Raw genomic sequence first — 21484 nt, forward strand, 5'->3', positions numbered from 1 at the left:
CGACGCGCCGCATCAGCGCGCGCAGGCGAGCTGCGACTTCGTCGACGTGAAACGCTTCGCCACATAGTCATCAGCCCCTGCATTGAGACCTTCCACCTTCTCAGTCCAGCTGCTGCGCGCCGTCAGGATCAGGACCGGTGTGGCGGCCCCGGTACGTCGCAACCTCCGTAAGACCTCGATGCCTGACAGGCCGGGTAAACCGAGATCGAGAACGATCGCGTCGAATTCTTCTTGCAGCGCGAAGGAAAGGGCGTGCTCACCATCTTCCACATGCTCAACGACAAAGCCAAAGCTGGCCAACCCTTCCTTCAGGCGGGCGCCAATGTCCTGATCGTCTTCGACAAGAAGAATGCGAATGGTCATGTCTCCTGATTGCTGCAGTCCGATACTGGATCAACCTGCATTTACGCTGACAGCTTGTGTTCAGACTAGCGTGGCAATCAGGCGTCTAGAAGTCAGTGTTGAGACTCGTGCCAATGTTAAAATTGCTCCTGATAATCGTTCGCATATCAACAATTATCTTGGTGACCCCAGCCTTCGCTCAGCAGGCCGCCGTGCTGTCGATTGATGCACTTGCCAATTCCGTCGTGGCAAGTAACCCCGAACGACGCTTTTATTTCCAGCAGATCGGGCTTGCAGGTGTTGAGCGCGACGCGGCTGATCGCCTGCCGGACCCTGAAGCTGCATTCGAGTTAGGCGAACGCCGGATGGCCGACGGCCTGACAGGTGCACCGAAAGGCGCCGGGCCGACATATGGCTTGTCGATTATGCAGCCGCTCGACTTTGCCGGACGCGGGGCGCTCCGTCGCGCCATCGCCGAGCATCAGATCGCGCTGGCGCGGCTCGGTCTTGCGCAATTCGACGCAACGCTCGCAAGCCGGGCACGCTCTTTGGGATATGCCTTGTTCGCGGCCGAGCGGAAAGCCGCCGCGGCACGCGACGTTGCCGCGCGGATGCGCGAGCTTGCACGCGTTGTGGAGCAGCGGGATCCGGCGGGCATCGCCACCACGCTGGACACGGCCATTCTGGATGCGGGTGCCATCACGGCGGAGCGAAATGCCGCGATGGCTGATTCCGAGACCAGCACGATCGTCTACGAACTGAATCAACTTCGCGGCGCGCCGCTCAAAGCGCGGCTCCGCATTGCTCCGCCCGATATCACGCTGCCCGGCCTTCCGTCGGTCGAGCGCATGGCGCAACAAGCTGGCATCAACAATTTCGAGATTCAGTCGCTGCGCGCGCAATTGCAGCAGCAAGGGTTGCGCGTTGACCTCGCACAAGCAGCGCGTGTGCCGAACGTCTCAGTCGGTCCCTACTTCAATCGCGCGAAGTCAGACAGCCGCGAGACCAATTTCGGCATACGGCTGACGACGACGTTGCCGCTTTGGAATAGCCAGGCTGCTGGCCTCGCACAGGAGTTGAGCCGTCAATCCCAGGGCGATGCGGCCCTGCTCGCCGCCAACCGACGGATCGCGAGGCAGGTTTACGAACAGGCAGCCTACTACGAGGCGAAGCGTCGAGCCCTTGCGGGCTGGCCAGCCGGGGCCACCGAGAAATTTGCGGCCGCAGCTACCGCCGCCGCCGATAGTTATCGCCAGGGAGCGATCCCGATCGCAACTTACGTCGAGATGCAGCGCCAGTATCTGGACGCGCTGTCGGCTCTGCTCGACACGCGACGTGAGGCTATGGAAGCGATGCTTCAACTTCGGGCGCTCAATGGCGGCCGCAGCTTCGACGGCGTGTCCCGATGACGCGGCGGATTCTGGAATGGACAACCGGTCGACCAGCCACGGTGATGATCATCGCTTTGCTGATCGCTGGTCTTGGAATCTGGTCTTTCGTGAATCTGCAAATCGATGTCATTCCCGACATCACAGGCGTGCAGGTGCAGATCAACACGACTGTTCCTGCCCTGGCGCCAGAGGAAATCGAGCGTCTTGTGACGCTGCCCATCGAGCGCAGCATGGGTGGTCAGCCGGGCCTGCGGGAAATGCGATCGCTCACCAAGACCGGACTGTCACAGGTCACGCTCATCTATCAGGACGGCACGGACCAGCTTCGCGCACGCCAATTCGTCAACGAGCGGCTTTCCGCAGTGCGCGACATGCTGCCAGCCGGATCATCGCCGCGCCTCGCTCCGATCACCACCGGGCTTGGCGAAATCTGGTACTACACACTCGAATGGGCGCAACCGCCGTCCGATTTGGACGAGCGGCAACAACTGATGGAGTTGTTCGAGGCTCAGGAATATATCGTGCGCCCGATGCTGCGCGCGATCGAGGGGGTCGCCGACGTCAATTCCAACGGCGGCCTCGAACGTCAGTTTGTCATCGAGCCTGATCTGAAGAAGCTCACGACAGCGGGCATCACGCCGAGCGAGCTTGCCCAGGCTGTTGGCGCCAACGTCGCCAATGCCGGCGGCGGGACCATCACCAAGAACGGCCAACGCTTCACCGTCCGAACCGAAGCGCGTGTCACGACGGCGGAGATGATCCGCGCATTACCCGCGAAATTCGCAGGTGGCGTGCGGCCGCTGACTGTAGCGGATCTGGCGACCGTGACCATCGGCCATGCTCCACGCGATGGCGCCGCGACCACCAACGGCAAGGAAACCGTGCTCGGCACAGTGATGATGCTGGTCGGGCAGAACAGCCGGGACGTTGCCCGGCGCGTCGATGCGCAATTGCCGAACCTGCGCGCCGCGCTGCCCAAAGGCATGATCCTTCAGGTTCAGTACGATCGTTCAGAATTGGTGGATCGCACCATCGCGACGGTCGAGCGCAACCTTGGCGAGGGAGCGTTGCTGGTCGCCGTCGTATTGCTGATCGTGGTCGGCAACTGGCGCGCGGCATTTATCGTCGCGTCGGTCATCCCGCTGGCCTTTCTCATGATGATCTCGGGCATGCATGCGCTCGGTATATCGGGCAATCTGATGAGCCTCGGCGCGCTCGACTTCGGCCTGGTCGTAGATGGCGCGATCGTCGTCGTGGAAAACACATTGCGTCTGATGGGCGAGGCACAGCGCCTCAAGGGGCGCGAGCTGACGGCCGATGAACGCCGTCGCATCGTCATCAACGCTGCGGGGGGCGTGGCGCGGCCCGTGTTCTTCGGCATGGCCATCATCGCGCTGGTTTATGTGCCGGTACTCAGCCTGGGCGGCGTCGAGGGGAAGCTGTTTCAGCCGATGGCGCAAGCCGTGATGCTGGCGCTGGCAGCGGCGCTGATCGTTACCTTTACGCTAGTGCCGGCGCTGTGCGCCCGGCTGCTACGAGGCGAGAAGGTGCGTCAGCCGAGCGTCAGTGAAAAGGAAGATTCTCTCCCGGAGATAACCGCCGACAACCACATCACGCATAACGGTGGCTTCGCCGGCCTCGTGATCCGGGGCTACCGTCCCGTCCTGGACTTCGCCCTCCGTCATCCCGCTGCCCTTCTCGTTCCATCGGCAGTCCTGTTGGCCGTGGCATTGAGGATATTCCTGACCCTTGGCTCGCAGTTTACGCCACGCCTCGATGAGGGCTCCATCACGGCGATGGTCTACAAGCCCGTGGGGATGTCGCTCGACCGTAGCCTTGAGATCGAGCAGCAAACCGAGCGTGAAATTTTGCGTCGCTTTCCGCAAGTGACCCGAACCTTCTCCCGCATCGGCACCAGCGCGGTTGCGACCGACCCGATGCCGCCGAATGAGAACGACCTCTACATCTTCTACAAGCCGCTCGACCAATGGCCGCAAGGTCCGGACATGCCGCGCAACAAGAGCGAGCTGGTTGCGGCGATCGAAAAGGCTGCCACTGCGCTGGCGCCGGAGCAGTCATTCCTTTTCGCGCAGCCTATCGAGATGCGCTTCAACGAAATGTTGGAGGGCACGCGGGCGGATCTGTCGGTCAAGATATTCGGAGACGACTACGACGTGCTTGAGCGGCTCGCCGCGCAGGCGCGAGAGGAATTGCAAGGCGTGCCCGGCACCGCCAATGCCGCATTCGAAGCGGCCAGCCGCACCCACAGTGTGGTGGTCGAGATCAATCACGACGCGATGGTGCGGTTGGGGCTGGGAACCGCCGAGGTCAACCGTGCCATTGCGTCAGCGATCGGTGGGGACGAGGTCGGCTTCATCGCGGACGGAGAGCATCGACACGCGATCGTCGTTCGTATGCCCGAGTCCTTACGCGCGGACACAAAATCGATCCTCTCCCTTCCATTGCGCGTCGGCGCGTCCGGCCTTGTGCCGCTGGACCGCGTTGCAAGTCTGCGCGAGATGAGAACGGTCGAACCGATCCTGCACGACAATGGTAAGCGCCGCGCCGCCTTGATGGTCAATCTCAACACCAGCGACATCGAAGGTTATGTGACCGCAGCGCGTGCACGCCTCGACGGCAAGCTTGCGCTGCCTGAATCCTATCGCATCGAGTTCGGAGGCCAGTTCCGTCAGCTAGAAGCGGCCCGAGCCCGTCTGATGATCGTCGTGCCGGCGGCGCTGCTGATGATCTTCTTGCTCGTTTATTCGGCGTTGGGGAGCGTCCGTCATGCCGCCGTCGTCTATACCGGTATTCCGTTTGCGATCACCGGTGGCGTGCTGGCACTCTGGCTACGTGACATGCCATTCTCGATCACCGCCGCGATCGGCTTTATCGCGGTCTCCGGCATCGCGATGCTGAATGGTCTCGTTCTGATCGATCATATCAATGCGTTGCGGCGGAAGCTGCCTGTTATCGAGGCAGTCCGGCAAGCCGCCACGGATCGGCTCCGTCCGGTATTGTCGACCGCCATGGTCGCGGGAATCGGCTTCGTACCGATGGCGATTTCACAGGGCGCGGGAGCGGAGGTGCAACGACCGCTCGCCACTGTCGTCATCGGCGGCGTCCTGTCGTCCACCGTTCTGACGCTGCTGCTGTTGCCGGCGATCTACCGATGGATGGAGCGCCGCTCCGCAGCCGTCGTCGAACGAGAGAAACAGCCGTTGGAAGTGGAGGTTTCAGCATGAAAAGATCGAATCGGCTCCGTGACGTGGCAATCTTAGCCGCTATGACGTCACTTTTCTTTGTCTCGCCGGCCCTCTCGCTCGCAAGTTCTCCTGTCCATGACAATCAACCCAGTCCTTTCTACGTGCAAAACCTGCCGGCGGAAGTGCGGGCAGGCCTTCAAAAATACAGGAAGGTATGTGGCGATGAATTGACAACAACGCGTGGCTTCAGCCGCTTCATTGACGTTGGGAACGTTCGTCTCATCGCTCTTCATCTTCATGAACTCAGATGTGGCGACCGCCTTACGTTTTGTAGCAGCGGAAAATGCCTCCATCAGGTCTACATGTCGCACCACGGACGATATCATCTGGTGATGAGTGTCAGGGCAAATGAAGTCACGTTGAGAGGCCTGGACAACACTCCGGCGATTGAAGTTGAATGCGGCTTTGGACTACAGCGTATGTGGCGATGGAACGGTAGGCGTTTCATCGGAAGATAGCATCATTGATCAGCCTGACCGGCCAAGTTTCCAGATCGATCTCGAAGGCAAGGCGCCTTTTCCTATGTGCTCAGCGCCGCGTTACAAAGCCTTAGAAATGTAATTCAGGACCATGTTCCATGCGAGCCCTTCATAAAGAGAACCATCTGATCGAACGAATAGGTTGGCTTCGCGCAGCGGTGCTAGGCGCCAATGACGGGCTGATTTCAACATCGAGTCTGATCGTCGGTGTTGCCGCCGCGACCGCCGCTTCCCACGAAATTCTGGTTGCTGGCGTAGCGGGGCTCGTCGCCGGAGCAATGTCGATGGCTGCAGGCGAATATGTGTCGGTCAGTTCCCAGGCCGATACGGAAGAAGCCGACATGGCGCGTGAGCGCCGCGAACTTGCCACGCAACCTGAAGCGGAGCTGGCCGAACTCGCCGCGATCTACGAGCAGCGTGGTGTAACGCCCGAACTGGCGCGACAGGTCGCCGAGCAGATGATGGCAAAGGACGCCTTCGGGGCCCATGCGCGGGATGAACTCGGACTGACCAGTCATGTGATGGCGAAGCCAGTTCAAGCGGCTTTCACTTCGGCGGTCACCTTCGCATCTGGCGCGACTTTGCCGCTGGCCGTCGCTCTCCTGTCGCCGGCCTGGACCGCCACCTGGACCGTCTCCATTGCCTGCCTCATCGGACTTGGCGTTCTCGGAGCGATCGGCGCTCGCGCTGGCGGCGCCAGCATATGGAAACCCACTCTTCGGGTCGTGTTTTGGGGAGCAGTCGCCATGGCCTCAACTGCGACCATTGGTGCCCTCATCGGTCGAGCCGTCTAGTTCGCGGAGCTCTCTATTTTTTAATCGATTTTGCACTCGATATTTGCATCGCTGCAGAATGGGATTTTCTGCGATGTATTCCAGCGGTACCCAATCACACATGCCGCGGACTTCAGGACTAGGAGAGAGCCACTGCGTACGCGGCCCAGATTTGGAAAGAGCTAGTCATTTCCTCATAGACCCGGGAGAAGCAAAATACCGGATACCTTGTACTTGGTCCGATATCAGCTCCGCGTTCGGTTCGGCGCACCCGTTTGGGTGGGGCTATTGGCGGCAGCCGGCGAACGCTGAAAGATGAGAGGATCACGATGCCCCAAAATAAATTAATCGCAGATTCAATCACATATGCGTTCGCACTTTTATCCAGTACGGCGCGCCATTCTCCTTGTGAGATTGGCTCTTTCCCCCACACATTGTCCTTGTTATTTCTGTAGCCTGCCGTCCGGCCATATCAGCCGTCACGCCTGCAGCGCCGTGCGCGCGGCCAGTATCTCGGGCCAGCGCCTTTACACTCGCCCTTGAAAGTGAAGGCGCGTTCTAGCTTTGTGTCAATCGAACGCCACGCCGATGCGCGTAGCGCTCCGCCAGACTATTCGACACTGTGAGCAAGCGCCGCCAGGTTCTATTTTCAGCTCGAAGGCATCCGGAATGTTCAGGGCAGCAGGAACTTCGAGGCAGGCGCCTGTGTCCGACAAGTTTCGGACGACGCAACTTATCACGGACGATCGCTGATTGAGAATGATCTTCCCCGTCAACAGCGTGCGGCGACGGCGAGTGGTGCGACGCTCCGTCATAACCAATACCAAACGACGCCGCAGGCGGTTGTCGCTGCCCCGCGTCTCGCCTCGACGGCCACCTTCGCGATTCCCGTATCGCGTGGCAGGTTATTGGCGAGTATTTTGAAGACGAGAGCCCCCGGCATAGCGCACTCGCAATACTTCAACGTAGAAACACCATCGCGCGGTTTGGCCGAGCAGGACAAAGGCCAAAGATTCGTCCCAGTAGCTCAAGACTCCCAATCTGAATCGTTGGTGGTTCATGAGGGCCAAGGCACAGCTGATAGCCGCGCTCATAAACAGCATCATCGTAAGCGCTTTCCCGAATCCCCAGGGCAGCGGGCTTTGAGCACCGGCAAAGATCAGCACGATCAAAAGTTTGAGAGAAAGGCGACGGAGCACAAAGCGCGAGTCCGACGTCATTTTCGGCTCGGCTGCATAACGACGTCGTATCCGCGAAGAGGCAGTACGAAAGAGACACTGCGATAAACGCAATGTCGGTCGGGCAAAGGCATCCAAGCCCGTGCGGCGAAACCGAAACGCCGCTTTCAGAAAGGTTAAGGACAACGAATAAAGCAATCGCCGAAGACGAGGGCTTCGCGCGACGATGCGCTCGACAAGAACCATATCGATACCCACACTAGACCTCGGATCGAAATAAATCAGAGCGATCACATCGCTAGTGAAGTCGACGCGCCCGTGTCCGGTGAGTCTAAGCGGCTTGATATTGCGCAGGTAGTTATCGCCGAAGACCTTACAATATACGATGGTATATCCCGGATATTGTTTTGTATATCGGATCAACCCCGCAAGACACTGTCACTCAAGGAATGACGGTGATATCCAGCCAATGTCATCTAGCGGCTCCAACCCGCTGCCGACGCATGAGGATCAACGAGCAATGCCAAGCGACAGTAGTCGAGCAAGCGTGCCGCTCAGGTCGTTCTCGCGAGTCTGAATCATCAGTCTCGCCTGTGACGGCCGAGCGGCTCGTCACGGAGGTGAGACATGACTCTCCAATTTTTTTACTCTGCCGGCTTCGCTCCGCGTTTCGCGGATCGCCTCGCCGAAACGCAATCCCGCATTCGCCGACCCGCGATGCGAGCGTGACCGTCCTTTCACGAAGTCTCCCCGCACGAACCGGACTCGACTGGTCGCGGCGTGGCGTGTCAATGGCGAGACCGGTCGGCTCGAATGCATCTGGATGCTTGACGCCGAACCAGACACGGGCGGCGGGTTGCGCCGATTGATCGAGCGCGCCGGACTCCTTCTTGCAGTTTACCAGCATGGTCGCTTTGCGGCGTGAGGCGTGTGATGCATTCCCTCACGCTGCATAAGGCCAGCACGGCGATGGTTCTGGTGTCCGCCGGCCTGGACGGGCTTCACCCCCGCCGGGGCGGCAATCCGTACTCGCGCAGAATCGCACGGTCGCGCGAAGGTGCGGACCCTCCCTGGTGAAGAGCGGCTGCGCTGCTCAAGCGCGGTCCGAATGCCGAGCGTCGTGAAGATGCATCGGTTTCATTATCCCCTCAGCCGACCAAGACCCCAAGCGCCGAAGACCGTGCCGAGAGGCGCATGGTCTCGCGCTTGCGGCAGGAGATTCATCCAATGAATGCCCCCATCCTCAAGGCGGCTCTCAAGCCGCGCGGAAAAGACGAACGCAAGCTGTCGATGAAGGCGGTCCGTGAAGCCCAGAATGGGTTGGATGACACCTTCGAAAACGTCAAAGGCGACCGCAACGGCCTGATTGCCCGAGATGCGATCGAACGGCTGGCAAAAGACGGCCCCAATGAGGTTGCGCAAGAGCGACGCCTGCCAGCGGTTGTTCAGTTTTTTGGCGCTTTCAAGAATCCGTTCATTGCAGTGCTGCTGATCCTGGCTGGGATCAGCGCTGTAACGGACATCTGGCTTCGGCTTCAACATGGCGAGGATGCGGATCCGACAAAAGTCACCATCATCATCGTGATGGTGCTTGCCAGCGCCTTGATGCGCTTCGTTCAGGAGTACCGATCGAGCGCTGCGGCCGAAGCTCTGAAGGCGATGGTCCGCACGACGGCGACGGTTCTTCGTCGAGGATCGGCAACGTCAAATCCCGAAGCATTCGAAATCCCGATGCGAGAGATCGTCGCCGGCGACATCGTGCGTCTTTCAGCAGGGGATATGATCCCGGCAGACGTGAGGCTGATCGAATCCCGCGATCTGTTTGTGAGCCAGGCAGTGCTCACCGGTGAGGCCATCCCTGTTGAGAAGTATGACACGCTCGGGTCTGTCGCCGAGAAGTCCGCGGCGAGCGTAGCGTCCAGCGAAATGAACGCGCTCGACATGCCCAACGTCTGCTTCATGGGCACCAACGTCGTGAGCGGCACGGCGACCGCGCTTGTCGTTGCCACGGGTGCTCGCACCTATTTCGGATCGTTAGCCAAGGCGATCGTCGGATCGCGCGCTCAAACGGCGTTCGATCGCGGCATCAACAGTGTGAGCTGGCTGCTCATCCGCTTCATGCTCGTCATGGTTCCTGTCGTCTTTGTCATCAACGGCCTGACCAAAGGCGACTGGGTGGAAGCGCTGTTGTTCGGCCTTGCCGTCGCCGTCGGACTTACCCCCGAAATGCTGCCGATGATCGTTTCCTCGAACCTCGCGAAGGGCGCCGTAGCGATGGCGCGGCGCAAAGTCGTCGTGAAGCGACTCAACGCCATTCAGAACTTCGGCGCGATGGATGTTCTCTGCACGGACAAGACCGGCACGCTGACTCAGGACAAGATCATTCTGGAGCACCACGTCGACGTTACCGGGCAACCCAACGCTGACGTTCTCCGGTTGGGCTGGTTGAACAGCTACCACCAGAGCGGCGTGAAGAACCTGATGGATCAGGCCGTCGTGCGATTCGCCGGGGCGGAGCCAGCCATCACGAACACGGCCGCGAGCTACCGAAAAGTCGATGAACTTCCGTTCGACTTCGTGCGCCGCCGACTCTCAGTGGTCGTCGAGGGCGAGGACGGAGATCACTTGCTCATCTGCAAGGGCGCGGTTGAGGAGATGCTGTCGATCTCTACGCACGTCAGAAGAGGCAAAGATCTGATCCGCCTTGGTGACGTTGAGCGCAAGAATCTGGCTGCGATGGCTCGGGCGTACAACGAGGACGGATTCCGTGTGCTGGTCGTCGCCACCCGAGGGTTTGTGGCGTCCGAGGCCAAGACGCATTATGCCATCGCGGACGAAGCCGATCTCACGATTCAGGGGTTCCTTACTTTTCTCGACCCGCCAAAGGAGACGGCTGGACCAGCAATCGCTGCGCTCGCGGAGCATGGCGTCAAGGTCAAGGTTCTTACGGGCGACAATGCGGTCGTGAGTGCCAAGATCTGCCGTGAAGTAGGACTTGAACCGGGCCAAGCCGTACTCGGGCGCGACATAGAAAAATTGGACGACACCGCGCTTCGCGTTTTGGTCGAGGAGCGGACGATCTTCGCGAAGCTCACTCCGCTCCAGAAGTCGCGTGTATTGCAGGCGCTTCAGGCTAACGGTCATACCGTCGGATTTCTCGGTGACGGCATCAATGACGCCCCGGCGCTGCGCGATGCCGATGTCGGCATTTCCGTCGATAGCGGCGCCGATATTGCGAAGGAGTCGGCCGATATCATCCTGCTCGAGAAGAGCCTGATGGTTCTTGAGGAGGGTGTGCTGAAGGGGCGCGAAACCTTCGGCAACATCATGAAATACCTCAACATGACCGCCAGCTCGAACTTCGGAAACGTGTTTTCAGTGCTGGTGGCGAGCGCATTCATTCCGTTCCTGCCGATGCTGTCGATCCATTTGCTCGTGCAAAACCTGATGTACGACATTTCCCAATTGGCGCTGCCTTGGGATCACATGGACAAGGAGTTTCTCAGCAAACCGCGGAAGTGGGATGCCAAGAATATCGGTCGTTTCATGATCTGGATCGGGCCGACGTCCTCGATCTTCGACATCACGACGTTCGCTCTGATGTGGTTCGTCTTTGCCGCCAATAGCCCGGAGCATCAATCGCTCTTTCAGTCGGGCTGGTTCATCGAGGGCCTGCTTTCTCAAACGCTCGTGGTCCATATGCTGCGTACCCAGAAGATTCCCTTCGTCAACAGCACAGCGGCTTTGCCGGTCTTGCTGATGTCGAGCGTCATCTGCGTACTGGGGATCTATTTGCCGTTCTCTCCGCTGGGAGCAGCCATCGGATTGCAGCCCCTGCCTATCGCCTACTTCCCGTGGCTGGCCGGAACGCTGCTCTGCTACTGCCTCGTCGCTCAACTGATGAAGACCGTCTACATCCGCCGGTTCGGACAATGGTTCTGACGGCCAAGCGCATGAGAGGTCCTGATCATGTCCACATCACCGTTGATCCTGAGATTTGCGCCGCCGCAGGCTGGAGACTGCCCGCGACAAGGGCCGCCACCGCCGAGGCGACAAGCGCCGCGTCCGCCCCACAATCGCGAGCCGGGCGATGCCAGGTCGTCGCTTCGGAATCGGTTGGACAGACGTTTGTGTTGGGCTTTGGCGGTTTTGGCGATGTTCGTGACGCATGCGGCCGTTCACCTTGCTCGTCGCCGTCTGCTGGACGGTTTCAAGCTCAGATTCCTGCTGCGTTGCGGCGCACGGTTGAACAGAGCGGCGATATCGCGAATGCGGCGTTGCCGCTGGTGAGCCACACAAGCGCAAAACGATCGCTTGCATGGAACCAAAGCACGAGGCCCGGACCTGAACCGGACTTCGATCAGCAAGGAGCTTCAAATGGACGACCCATCTAGTCGCGGCGCGACCAACAACTCGCGCCGCTTGAATTCACGAGAAAACTAGGAGGGCAGCTCGCGGCTATTGGCGCCGGGCGCTCTCGCAACCCGACGCCAGGAGTAGCCCATGACTTATTTTACGACCCACGGACTTCCCAATTTCACTATCACCACCGGACTGAAGGTTTTCAGGCGTCGTCGGGTTCTTTTTTTTGCCGACTGATGGTGATCGCTTTCTACTTGCTGGCGCTCGGTCTTGTAGCGGTTCTTCAGGTAACCAAAGCGCACGCGCAAGAACTTCAAACGACTCCCGGCCATCCGGATGCGGCACGGCTCAACACTAGTGGACCGCAACCCATCCTGGCGATGCCAACGAAGGCACCGGGGGCCTCGCGTGACAATAAGGTGGAATCGGGCGGGCCCGACTGGTCGGGCGTCTATTTTGGCGGACACACCGGTTTCGGGGCTGGCAGCCTTGGCCCGGGAACGAACCCCGTCTTGAATCAGTCCGTTGGCCTGCCGCCTACGGTGACAGGAATGATCGGCGGCTTTCAGGGAGGCTACAACTTTCAGGCCAGCGATCGTTGGGTGCTCGGCGCGGAAGCCGATGTCACTTTTGTGAGCCCGCCCGATGAGACGCGACGGATACCGGCTCCCTTCAACACATCCCTGGATGTCGTGGGGACGGTGCGTGGCAGGATCGGCTATGCTTTTGGCCCATTCCTCCCCTATGCAACGGGAGGCCTCGCTTGGACACGAACGAACGTCGACATCAATGGCGATGACGGCAGCGTTTTGTCAAAACTGGGGCGCTGGCACGCTGGGTGGACGGCAGGCGCAGGTGTCGAAATGGCCTTGGGCGGACCATGGACGGCACGCGTCCAGTACGACTACCTCGATCTGGCTTCCTCGACCTATCGACTCGATGGTGCCGGACTGCGCGATGTGTCCGTCCGCCCCCGAACCCAGAGGTTCACGCTTGGCCTGAACTACCGACTGGGCGATGTGGCCTCGACACTCCCAAGACCACCGGCAACTGTCGAAATGTCGCCGGACTGGAATATTCATGGCCAGACCACATTCATCGCCCAAGGCTATCCCGCGATTCGTTCCCCCTACGCTTCCAGCGCCAGCCTGCCCGGTGGTGGGCAAGTTCGTGAGACGTGGACCGCGGACGCATTTCTTGGCGTGAGGCTTTGGGACGGTGGTGCGTTCTATTTCAATCCCGAGCTAGCCCAAGGCTTCGGGCTGAACGGGACGCTCGGACTCGCAGGCTTTCCAAATGGAGAAGCGCAAAAAGGCGGCGCTGAATTTCCGAAATTTCGGCCACAGCGCTACTATCTTCAGCAGACATTCGGTCTTGGTGGCGAGCAGGAGGATGTCGCAGACGGCCCCCTGCAACTGGCGGGGCGACGCGATATCGATCGCGTCACTGTCACGGTTGGTCGTTTCGCGGTTGGCGATTTCTTCGACGCGAATGCCTATGCCAAGGATCCGCGCGCGGATTTCATGAATTGGGCAATCTGGTCGTCGGGGGCCTATGACTTCCCCGCCGACCTTCCCGGCATGACGCGCGGTGCGGTCATCGAGCTGAATCGTAAGGATTGGGCTGTGCGAGCCGGGGCCTTCCAAGTGCCCAGGGAGCCGAACAGTGATGTTTTGGTCTTCAATGGGGGCGGCGGTGGCGCCGTCGAGTTCGAGGAACGGCACAGCCTGTTCGGGCAGCCGGGTAAGGTTCGGATCGGCGCTTTCATCAACCGTGGTTACACCGGCGCGTATCGCGACGCTATCAACCTCGCGCAAGCGAGCCCTCAAACAGATATCAACGATGCGATGACGGCCCTGCGCCGCAATCAGAATAAGTATGGCTTTTATGGAAATATCGAACAGGCTTTGACAGCTGACCTCGGGCTTTTCGCCCGTGCAAGCTGGAACGACGGCCGCACCGAAATCCTCTCCTTCACGGACATCGACCGCAGCATTTCCGGTGGTTTCTCCCTAAAGGGTTCTGCATGGGGACGGCCTGCGGACACGATCGGAGTCGGTGCTGCGGTCAACGGCCTCTCGAGTGCACATCGTAACTTCCTCGCCGCCGGAGGCACGGGGTTGCTGATCGGTGATGGGAGACTGCGCTACGGCCACGAGTCGATCGTCGAGGCGTATTACGCCTTGCGGGTCAACGGCTGGAGCACCGTCACCTTCGACTATCAGTTTGTTGCAAACCCCGCCTACAACGCCGACCGCGGACCAGCCTCGATTCTGTCGCTTCGCGCCCACGCCGAATTCTGACAGCGAGTGGAGTGGCAATTCCAGCAATAGCGCGGGCTTGCGCCTCGGGAGGGCGCGACCGACGCAACGAGATGGGAACACATTCAGATGGATTGGCAAAGCCTTGGCCACACCGCACTCACGCTCGGGGGCGCATTCCTTCTTGGCGGCTTGATCGGCTTCGAACGGCAATGGCGCCAGCGCCTGGCCGGGCTGCGAACCAATACCCTCGTCGCGCTCGGCGCGGCCATCTTCGTCCTCTTTGCCGGGCTGTTCCCCGGCGAGGCGAGCCCGACGCGCGTTGCGGCCCAGATTGTTTCCGGCATCGGCTTTATGGGCGCCGGCATCATCTTCAAGGAAGGGTTGAATGTGCGCGGGCTCAACACCGCCGCGACGCTGTGGTGCTCCGCCGCGATCGGCGCGCTGTGTGGGGCCGGATTTTTCTTTCATGCATTGATTGCGACGACGTTCGTCATCGCCGTCAACGCAGTTCTGCGCCCGCTCGTGCGCCTCGTTGAGCGCCAGTCATTCGCCGCAAGCCCGTTGGACAGCGCATATGCGATCAGCATCATCTGCCATGGAGAGCTGAGGCGCATGTTCGGGCGCTTCTTCTTCGCGATCTCGCCGGTGCGCTGCACATCCGCGACCTCGAAAGCACGAATATCGAGGACACAAACCGAGTCCAGGTGAGCGCGACAGTGCGAGCCGACACTCGGCAGGATCGCCTTTTGGAACAGATTATCGGTCGTCTCAGTCTGGAGCCGCTGGTAACATCTGCTCGGTGGCGGTTCGAGCCAGGCGAGTGACCGAGAAGCAATAGTTATCTAGGTACACGGCGGAGTAGATTCTCCAGGGAAGAATATTGAAAGTAGGTAAGTTGATCGAGAAGGTGAACAATGCTCAAGATCGCCAATGATATACGTCCCGGATCGGCGCTGACGTTGATCGCGATGGGCGTTGCGATGGCCGGCATTTTTATCGCCGATACGGTCACGGACTACGCCATCGCAGCGGCCGTATTCTACACAGCGGTCATTCTCGTTGCGACACGCATCTTGTCTGGCACGGCTGTAGTGGCCCTCGCTTGCATTTGTGTCGCGCTGACCCTGATCAGTTTTTCTTGACCCACTCCGGTGCGTATGAGGTCGGCATCGTCAATACCGGGATTAGTATCGTTGCGATCGGCGTTACAACCTATCTCAGTTTAAGGATGGTGGCTGCGAAGGCCGAGGCGCTGGAGGCGCGCGATCGGCTTTTGCGAATTGCGCGGGTCACGACGCTCGGTCAACTGTCGGCGTCGATCGCGCACGAAGTCAACCAGCCCCTGGCTGCCGTCGTCGCCAGCGGCGGCGCGTGCACCCGATGGCTTGCCCAGGAGCCGCCAAATCTCGACAAGGCCCGCCTCGCGCTCGACCGCATCGTCAGCGATGCCAACCGGGCAAGCCAGGTCATCGCGCGCATTCGCGCCCTTTCGAAGGGCGAGGCGCCGCGCCGACAACCATTCGACCTCAGGGAAGCTGTCATGGAAATCGCGACCTTGTCGCGCGGCGAGATCGAGCGTGGCGGCGTCGCCTTGCAACTGGACCTGCATGACGGCCTACCTCGCGTTTTTTTGCCGATCGGGTCCAGATCCAGCAGGTCATCAGCAATCTCGTCCTCAATGCGACCGAGGCGATGTCGGACCGCGCATTGCCCGAGCGTCGTCTGCGAATTGCCGCCTCGCAGGATGGACGGGATGCGATCGTTCTCGCGGTGGCCGATTCCGGCACCGGTCTGGCGCCGGGAGCTCGTGAGCACCTCTTTGACGCCTTCTGGACGACGAAAGAGGGAGGCATGGGTCTTGGCCTTACCATCAGTCAGACGATCGTTGAAGCGAATGGCGGACAGATTTCCGCGGCTCCAGTCCCTGGAGGCGGGACCGTATTTGAGGTGCGCCTGCCGCGCCACATGGAGGCAGCCTGATGAAAAATGAACCGACGGCGGATTCGCGGCCGCAGCCCATCGTCTATGTCATCGATGACGATCGGTCCGTTCGCGCCGCGCTCGAAGATTTGCTCGCATCCGTTGGGCTACAGGTGCGCTCGTATAGCTCGGTTGCCGAATTTCTGGAAAGCTCCATGCCGGACGCGCCCGGCTGCCTGCTGCTCGATGTGAGAATGCCCGGACAAAGCGGGATCGATTTTCATCGGCAAATGCCTGAATACGGCATTCATCTGCCGACGATATTCATCACGGGACATGGGGACATCACGATGGGCGTGAACGCCATCAAGAATGGCGCCTTCGAGTTCTTGACCAAGCCGTTTCGCGACCAAGACCTGCTGGATGCTATCCAACAAGCGATCGAAAAAAGACCGGCGAAGGCGCGAGAGCGAAGCGCGTTCGCTGGATTTGAATGCGCGTTGGGAGACATTGACGCCCGGCGAACGAGACGTTTTCAAGCTCGTTGTAAAGGGCCTCCTCAATAAACAAATCGCCGCCGACCTGAATGTTAGCGAGATCACGGTGAAGGTTCGCCGTAGCCATCTCATGCAGAAGATGCAGGCCAAGACGATTATTGACCTTGTTAGAATGTCGGACAGTTTGAGCGTTTGAATCTCGACTGAGAGGAGAGCCCCTGCACCGCGAACTGGTGCGCGATCTGCGCGGGCGTGCCACCCCCCCCCCTTTCAGAACACGGTATATTTCGAAGATACGTTGGTATATCGAATCTATATAAGATCATCGGCCAATGAGCGTCTGTAGCCGTCTATTCTAGGGTGAGAATCGGGAGGTCTTGCCTTAGCTGCGGTCGGGGCGCGATGGTCGTGGTAGATGGTGCTTACAGAGCGATGCTCGCAACGAGCGGACGATGGACCGTCGCGAGGCCAGGAATCATTTCGAATAGATCTCGGTCGCAATTGACCGATGCTTGAATTCCGCCAGATCCGGTATTTTCTTGCGGCGGCCGAATATGGCAGCTTCCGAAAGGCGGCCTTGGCCTTGGGAATACAGGAATCGGCGATCAGCCGTCGCGTTCGCGATCTCGAAGACGAACTCGGCGCTTCCCTATTTCAGAGGCACAACGGCGGCGTCTGCCTGACGTTGGCAGGACAGCAGTTTGTGCGTCGAGCACGCAAAGCACTTCAACAGATCGACTGCGGCGCGAAGGATGTGGCCGCCATAGGTCGCTCCGAGCGGGGGCATATCAAGGTCGGCATCTTTTCGTCGCTCGCGTCTGGATTCCTGTCCGATCTGCTGGGAGCCTACGGCAAGGAGCATGCAAGTGTACGGGTCGAATTTTTTGACGGCGATCCTGCGGATCACGTTGCCTCGATCCGGCGACTTCAACTCGATGTGGCTTTTATCACGGGAACCACACAGTGGTCGGACTGTGAAACAGAGCAACTTTGGTCCGAGCGAGTATTCGCCGTACTTCCCAGCGATCATCCTCTCTCTGAGAAATCGGAGCTTGGCTGGCGTGATCTTGTGGACGAGAGATTCATTGTAAGTGACGGTGCCCCTGGATCGGAAATTCACGACTATTTGGTTCAACGCCTCGCCGATCTTGGGCGTCACCCAGAAATCGATACCCAATACGTCGGGAGGGACAATCTCCTGTCGCTTGTGGCGATCGGCCAAGGCGTCACGGTCATGAGCGAGGCCGGGACGGCGGCTCAGTTTCCGGGAACTGCCTATCGGCAGCTTGCCGGCGAGGTTCTGCCGTTCTGCGCGGTGTGGTCGCCGCGGAATGATAACCCGGCCTGGCGCCGCCTCCTCAGTCTTGCGCGTTCAATGTCGCGCTCGGCTGCCGCCACAATCATTCAGACGGTTTCGGCAGTTCTTTTGACTTCCTCGCTTTCGCAAATCCCCGATCCGTGGCTATGAACCGCTCCAGCATCGGAGCGATGAGGCGAACGGGATCGGCCGGCGGTTGCCTCGCTTCGCGGCCGAGAATTTCTGCGTAGGCCGTTAGGTCGCGATGCAGGCTTGCCGGTAACTCCACCGTGACCTTCACCGGTTTGTCGTCGACGATCGCTCCCAATTTCAGCTTGGTCATGTCAGCCTCCGTAGGGTTCGAGAACGAGATCGCGGGTGACGATGACGCGGACGGGCAAGCCTGGCCGGATGGTGAGGGTCGGTGCGATGTTGAGCTGGCGCTGGACGATCTGCTGGCCGGTTTGACTGACGCTATTGGAGGCACCCTGTCGCAGCGCCCGCACAATATCGCTGTCCTGGCCAGACGAGCCCGCCTCCGCACCGATGCTCAGAATCGTGGAAAGTGCAGCGGCCTTGAACAGTTCGCCCCAGTGATAGTCGACGCCATCCTCAAGGCCCGCATAGCCCTCGGCGTCCGCACCAGGCTGACGCTCCAGAACGATGGAGCGGCCATTGGGGAAGATCAGCCGGTTCCAGACGAGAAGTATGCGCCTCTGACCGAAGCCGACGCCACTGTCATACTGGCCGATAACGCGCGTGCCCTGTGGCACAAGCAGGATCTTGCCGGTCGGGCTGTCATAGATGTTCTCCGTCACCTGTGCGGTGATCTGACCCGGCAGGTCGGAGCGGATGCCGGTGATGAGCGCGGCCGCGATGACGGCGCCGGCCTGCAGGACGTTCTTCGACGCTGGCGCGGCAACGCGATCCGGCGAGACAGTGCGCTTGTCGGGCGTCTGATTGAGGAATGCGAGCTGACGATCCTGCGCGGAGGGTGTCGCTGGCTGCGGCGCAAGGCCGAGGCTGGCGAGATCGGCCGACGGCGTGGCGGTCGCAGTCGGCTGTGTCGAAGCTCCAGCCGTAGCGGGCCGAGTCTCGGTGGATGCGAACAGCCGTGCGGTCCGAGCCGCCTCCAGTTCCTGCGCCCGGCGCTGTTCCTCGGGGCTCGGTCCCGTCGGACCTGATGCCGGTGCGCCGATCGGCGGCACTGTGCCACCGTTCTGCGCGTTGAGGATCGGGCGACCGAGGTCGCCGGGCAGCGGCGGGCCGAGCTTCGGGACGCCGGAATAATCCTTCGGCAATCCAGCCAGACCGTCCGGTGTCGAGCGGTTGTCCGTAGAGTAAAGCTCCTGACCCTGGCCGCTGTGACGAGTCTGGAGCGCATAGATCAGCGCCCCACCGACACCGAGGCTTGCCGCAAGACCCAGACCGGCCAGCACCTTGCGGGACAGGCGGGTCACACGCGGCGGCTCGGCGCGCAGCCGCATGGTCGCGGCCGGCTCGCCGGTCAGCGGCCGAGCGTCGTCGTCGGTCGGCTGAGGCTGGGGCGCCGAACCGGGCGTCCGGCCTTCCTCCTTTTCGGGATCGCGTTCGTCGCTCACGATGCCGGCCTCCCGTCGGTGCGGGAGATGCGGACACGCTTCTGGTTCTTGCCCGCGCGAACCGCAGTTCGGCGGCGGCGAACAGTCGATCGACGATCATGTAGTTGCCGCGCACGCGATAGTTCACCAGCTCGGAGGTGTCGCCCTCCGGTCCGACCACGAACAAGGGCGGCATCTCGCCCTGTCCGATGCCGCGGGGGAATTCGATGAACACCTGCTTGCCGTCATCGAAGGCGCGCAGCGGCCGCCACGGTGCGCGGTCGCCGGTCACCTCGTAGCGGAAATTGACACGGGCGAGATCGATGCCGCCCGACACCGGCTGCGCGGCCTCGGCTTGGCTGTTCTGGCGGCGCAGCGCGATGAGCTGGTCCTGCGGATATTGCCAAGACACCGATGCCATATAGGTCGATGGCGTCGCGCGCAGCTCCATGTGATAGGTGCGCCGGTCGGTGTTGATGACGAGATTGGTCATCAGCTCGGCCCGCGTTGGCTTCACGAGGATATGGACCTGCTTGGCCGCGCCAACGCCGCTCTCGGTATCGCCGATGATCCAGCGCACTGTGTCGCCAGCGGCGACAGGACCGGAGCCGACGAGCTGCTCGCCGGGCTGAAGCGCGATGTCGGTGATCTGCCCCGGCGAGGCGTAGACCTGATAGAGCGCGCCATCGACGAAGGGATAGACCTGCATCGAGTTGATGAAGCCGTTGCGGACGGGCTGGACGCGCGCTGCGGCATTGGCCTGGTTGACGCGCGCGGCGGGATCGGACGGTTCCGGCTCGGGCTTGCCGTCCTTGCCGATGGGCTTCAACTGACCAGGCAGCGGGAGCGGTTTGGGAAGCTCCACCACCCGGACGGGCGCTGGCGGATCGGAGGTCTGCACAGCCGGCACCGCATTGTCGTAGGAAATCTCCGGCGGCGGGGTGTGAGTGGCGCACCCTGCCAGCGCCGAACCGGCGAGCAAGATTCCCGGCAAAGCGGATTTGCGGAAAACCGGAACTACGTGGATGAGCAAAGCCGGGAGCCTGCACTCCAAGGGGCGGCTTTGCGGAGTGCGGGCGTCATTGTCCAAGCTCCTTCGACCAGTTGATGGCGTTGATGTAGATTCCGAGTGGGTTCTTCCGCAGCGTGTCGGCGTCGCGTGGGGGCTGCACGACGACGGTGAGGATCGCGGACCAGCGTTCGGTGGAGGCCAGTGAGCCGTCCTGATAGCGTCGCTCGATCCAGGCGATGCGGAAGCTCGACGGCGAGGCGCGGATCACCGACGACACTTCGATCGCGATCTGCTGCTTGCCGACCTTGGTGAAGGGGTCGTTGGCGCGCGCATAATCGTTCAGCGCGAGCGCGCCACCCTGTGTCGTGAAGTCGTAGGCGCGCAGCCAGTTCTGCCGCACGATGATGGCGTCGGACGGGATCGAGCGGACCTGCTCGATGAAGCGCGCGAGGTAGAAGGCGATTTGCGGATCGTTTGGCTGATAGTCGGCGGTCGCCGGCGCGATCGCCTGCGCCTGGCCGAGCCGGTCGACCTGCACTACCCAAGGCACGATCGAGCCGTTGGCGGACTGCCAGACCAGCGCGGCCGAAAGGCCGCCCGCGAGGGCCAATGATCCGAAGGCCATGTAGCGCCAGTTACGGGCCTGCACGCGGGCGGAGCCGATGCGATCGTCCCAGACCTGAGCGGCGCGCTGATAGGGAGTCTCGGGCTGAGGGGCTTTGCCGTAGTGGGTGGATGGTCGCTTGAACATGGTCAGTCGCTTTCGGAGAGGTTGACGGAGGAGCCGCCGCCATGGCTGTCGCCGCTACGCACGGCGTGGGCGGCGGCCTGAACGCCATGGGACATCTGCTGCGAGCGCTTCATGCGTTTCGCCCAGGCCGGCGGCCCGTCGCTGGTGGAAGACGCAGCTCCGGGAGATGCGGCCTCCGCGGTGGCGGTCGTCGCAGCACCGGATGCGCCGGTGGCGATCTCCGTCGCGGCCTGGCCACCGGCCTGATAGCTCTGCTTCAGGCTGTCGGCGGCACGACCGGCTGCGCGCTTCAGCGGTGAGACGGCCGCCTTCGCGCCGGTGCTGGCAACACTGCCAAGACCCGACGCGACGCCGGATGCGCCGGCCTGGCCG

General features: G+C 61.1%; 19 protein-coding genes and 3 pseudogenes. 13 read left to right on the forward strand and 9 right to left on the reverse strand.

Annotation, left to right across the window (positions count from 1 at the left end; genetic code table 11):
• Window positions 1-12: 12 nt before the first annotated feature.
• Window positions 13-363: a response regulator gene (locus tag NW75_RS27705; protein WP_331386016.1), complete on the reverse strand. Its 351-nt coding sequence runs from the start codon at window positions 361-363 to the stop codon at window positions 13-15.
• Between the two features lie 161 nt (window positions 364-524).
• Here NW75_RS27705 and NW75_RS07670 point away from each other — a divergent pair, with 161 nt between their 5' ends.
• Both NW75_RS07670 and NW75_RS07675 read left to right on the forward strand, forming a co-directional pair.
• Window positions 525-1751, forward strand: a complete 1227-nt coding sequence (locus NW75_RS07670; protein ID WP_223806706.1) for a TolC family protein — start codon at window positions 525-527, stop codon at window positions 1749-1751.
• Entirely contained in the window at window positions 1748-4978 is a 3231-nt protein-coding gene (locus NW75_RS07675) for an efflux RND transporter permease subunit (protein WP_033964555.1), read from the forward strand. The genes NW75_RS07670 and NW75_RS07675 overlap by 4 nt, the downstream gene beginning before the upstream one ends.
• 47 nt (window positions 4979-5025) lie before the next feature.
• Here NW75_RS07675 and NW75_RS07680 read toward each other — a convergent pair whose 3' ends face one another.
• Entirely contained in the window at window positions 5026-5292 is a 267-nt protein-coding gene (locus NW75_RS07680; protein ID WP_124810152.1) for a hypothetical protein, read from the reverse strand.
• A 284-nt stretch (window positions 5293-5576) separates the two neighbouring features.
• Here NW75_RS07680 and NW75_RS07685 point away from each other — a divergent pair, with 284 nt between their 5' ends.
• Window positions 5577-6272, forward strand: coding sequence for a VIT1/CCC1 transporter family protein (locus NW75_RS07685; RefSeq protein WP_006022566.1), 696 nt, complete (start codon window positions 5577-5579; stop codon window positions 6270-6272).
• 548 nt (window positions 6273-6820) lie between these two features.
• Here the strand turns inward: NW75_RS07685 and NW75_RS28170 are convergent.
• Both NW75_RS28170 and NW75_RS24360 read right to left on the reverse strand, forming a co-directional pair.
• A complete protein-coding gene (locus tag NW75_RS28170) occupies window positions 6821-7066 on the reverse strand; it encodes a PilZ domain-containing protein (protein ID WP_080655009.1) in 246 nt (81 codons plus the stop codon).
• A gap of 90 nt (window positions 7067-7156) precedes the next feature.
• On the reverse strand, window positions 7157-7852 hold the full coding sequence (locus NW75_RS24360; RefSeq protein ID WP_156142991.1) for a hypothetical protein: 696 nt from the start codon (window positions 7850-7852) through the stop codon (window positions 7157-7159).
• A 771-nt stretch (window positions 7853-8623) separates the two neighbouring features.
• Between NW75_RS24360 and mgtA the strand changes: the two genes are divergently transcribed.
• The 10 genes and pseudogenes from mgtA (at window position 8624) to NW75_RS07720 (ending at window position 17940) form a co-directional block, all read left to right on the forward strand.
• On the forward strand, window positions 8624-11371 hold the full coding sequence (gene mgtA, locus NW75_RS07695; protein ID WP_197057748.1) for a magnesium-translocating P-type ATPase: 2748 nt from the start codon (window positions 8624-8626) through the stop codon (window positions 11369-11371).
• Window positions 11372-12027: 656 nt separating this feature from the next.
• Window positions 12028-14094, forward strand: a complete 2067-nt coding sequence (locus NW75_RS07700) for a carbohydrate porin (protein WP_024584639.1) — start codon at window positions 12028-12030, stop codon at window positions 14092-14094.
• An 87-nt stretch (window positions 14095-14181) separates the two neighbouring features.
• A complete protein-coding gene (locus NW75_RS07705; RefSeq protein ID WP_197057749.1) occupies window positions 14182-14763 on the forward strand; it encodes an MgtC/SapB family protein in 582 nt (193 codons plus the stop codon).
• Window positions 14712-14879, forward strand: a complete 168-nt coding sequence (locus tag NW75_RS28175) for a hypothetical protein (RefSeq protein ID WP_443024446.1) — start codon at window positions 14712-14714, stop codon at window positions 14877-14879. Before NW75_RS07705 ends, NW75_RS28175 begins: the two co-directional genes overlap by 52 nt.
• Window positions 14880-14969: 90 nt before the next feature.
• A complete protein-coding gene (locus NW75_RS25010) occupies window positions 14970-15197 on the forward strand; it encodes a hypothetical protein (RefSeq protein ID WP_197057750.1) in 228 nt (75 codons plus the stop codon).
• An 86-nt stretch (window positions 15198-15283) separates the two neighbouring features.
• Window positions 15284-15499 (forward strand): annotated as a pseudogene (locus tag NW75_RS28180) (PAS domain-containing sensor histidine kinase); the annotation flags it as partial.
• A 203-nt stretch (window positions 15500-15702) separates the two neighbouring features.
• Complete coding sequence (locus NW75_RS26120) at window positions 15703-16035, forward strand: sensor histidine kinase (RefSeq protein WP_443024447.1); 333 nt, start codon at window positions 15703-15705, stop codon at window positions 16033-16035.
• Window positions 16035-16541, forward strand: coding sequence for a response regulator transcription factor (locus tag NW75_RS07715; RefSeq protein ID WP_331386017.1), 507 nt, complete (start codon window positions 16035-16037; stop codon window positions 16539-16541). Before NW75_RS26120 ends, NW75_RS07715 begins: the two co-directional genes overlap by 1 nt.
• Window positions 16486-16668, forward strand: a complete 183-nt coding sequence (locus tag NW75_RS27710; RefSeq protein WP_331386018.1) for a response regulator transcription factor — start codon at window positions 16486-16488, stop codon at window positions 16666-16668. Before NW75_RS07715 ends, NW75_RS27710 begins: the two co-directional genes overlap by 56 nt.
• 312 nt (window positions 16669-16980) lie before the next feature.
• Window positions 16981-17940, forward strand: a complete 960-nt coding sequence (locus NW75_RS07720) for a LysR family transcriptional regulator (RefSeq protein ID WP_024343196.1) — start codon at window positions 16981-16983, stop codon at window positions 17938-17940.
• On the opposite strand, the gene NW75_RS23630 is transcribed toward NW75_RS07720, so the two are convergent.
• The 5 genes and pseudogenes from NW75_RS23630 to NW75_RS07740 form a co-directional block, all read right to left on the reverse strand.
• Window positions 17873-18112 (reverse strand): DUF2274 domain-containing protein, encoded by a 240-nt coding sequence (locus tag NW75_RS23630; RefSeq protein ID WP_006022577.1) that lies wholly within the window; start codon window positions 18110-18112, stop codon window positions 17873-17875. The two genes, NW75_RS07720 and NW75_RS23630, sit on opposite strands and share 68 nt — an antisense overlap.
• A 1-nt stretch (window position 18113) precedes the next feature.
• Window positions 18114-19256: a TrbI/VirB10 family protein gene (locus tag NW75_RS07725; protein WP_080655011.1), complete on the reverse strand. Its 1143-nt coding sequence runs from the start codon at window positions 19254-19256 to the stop codon at window positions 18114-18116.
• A gap of 110 nt (window positions 19257-19366) precedes the next feature.
• Window positions 19367-20432 (reverse strand): annotated as a pseudogene (trbG, locus tag NW75_RS23635) (P-type conjugative transfer protein TrbG).
• Window positions 20429-21112, reverse strand: a complete 684-nt coding sequence (gene trbF, locus NW75_RS07735) for a conjugal transfer protein TrbF (RefSeq protein ID WP_006022580.1) — start codon at window positions 21110-21112, stop codon at window positions 20429-20431. Before trbF ends, trbG begins: the two are co-directional and overlap by 4 nt.
• Before the next feature lie 2 nt (window positions 21113-21114).
• A pseudogene (locus NW75_RS07740) lies at window positions 21115-21484 on the reverse strand (P-type conjugative transfer protein TrbL); the annotation flags it as partial.

Origin of the sequence: Sphingomonas sp. Ant H11 (genome assembly GCF_000797515.1) — a bacterium.
Classification (GTDB): Bacteria; Pseudomonadota; Alphaproteobacteria; order Sphingomonadales; family Sphingomonadaceae; genus Sphingomonas.

What these genes read in the sequence shown, in the direction of transcription:
- trbF (WP_006022580.1), bottom strand. Translation starts at nt 21,112, where the DNA reads ATGTTCAAGCGACCATCCACCCACTACGGCAAAGCCCCTCAGCCCGAG.
- NW75_RS25010 (WP_197057750.1), top strand. Translation starts at nt 14,970, where the DNA reads ATGCTCAAGATCGCCAATGATATACGTCCCGGATCGGCGCTGACGTTG.
- NW75_RS07675 (WP_033964555.1), top strand. Translation starts at nt 1,748, where the DNA reads ATGACGCGGCGGATTCTGGAATGGACAACCGGTCGACCAGCCACGGTG.
- NW75_RS23630 (WP_006022577.1), bottom strand. Translation starts at nt 18,112, where the DNA reads ATGACCAAGCTGAAATTGGGAGCGATCGTCGACGACAAACCGGTGAAG.
- mgtA (WP_197057748.1), top strand. Translation starts at nt 8,624, where the DNA reads ATGGTCTCGCGCTTGCGGCAGGAGATTCATCCAATGAATGCCCCCATC.
- NW75_RS28170 (WP_080655009.1), bottom strand. Translation starts at nt 7,066, where the DNA reads ATGACGGAGCGTCGCACCACTCGCCGTCGCCGCACGCTGTTGACGGGG.
- NW75_RS07685 (WP_006022566.1), top strand. Translation starts at nt 5,577, where the DNA reads ATGCGAGCCCTTCATAAAGAGAACCATCTGATCGAACGAATAGGTTGG.
- NW75_RS07680 (WP_124810152.1), bottom strand. Translation starts at nt 5,292, where the DNA reads ATGGAGGCATTTTCCGCTGCTACAAAACGTAAGGCGGTCGCCACATCT.
- NW75_RS07705 (WP_197057749.1), top strand. Translation starts at nt 14,182, where the DNA reads ATGGATTGGCAAAGCCTTGGCCACACCGCACTCACGCTCGGGGGCGCA.
- NW75_RS07720 (WP_024343196.1), top strand. Translation starts at nt 16,981, where the DNA reads ATGCTTGAATTCCGCCAGATCCGGTATTTTCTTGCGGCGGCCGAATAT.
- NW75_RS07715 (WP_331386017.1), top strand. Translation starts at nt 16,035, where the DNA reads ATGAAAAATGAACCGACGGCGGATTCGCGGCCGCAGCCCATCGTCTAT.
- NW75_RS27705 (WP_331386016.1), bottom strand. Translation starts at nt 363, where the DNA reads ATGACCATTCGCATTCTTCTTGTCGAAGACGATCAGGACATTGGCGCC.
- NW75_RS07700 (WP_024584639.1), top strand. Translation starts at nt 12,028, where the DNA reads ATGGTGATCGCTTTCTACTTGCTGGCGCTCGGTCTTGTAGCGGTTCTT.
- NW75_RS07725 (WP_080655011.1), bottom strand. Translation starts at nt 19,256, where the DNA reads ATGCGGCTGCGCGCCGAGCCGCCGCGTGTGACCCGCCTGTCCCGCAAG.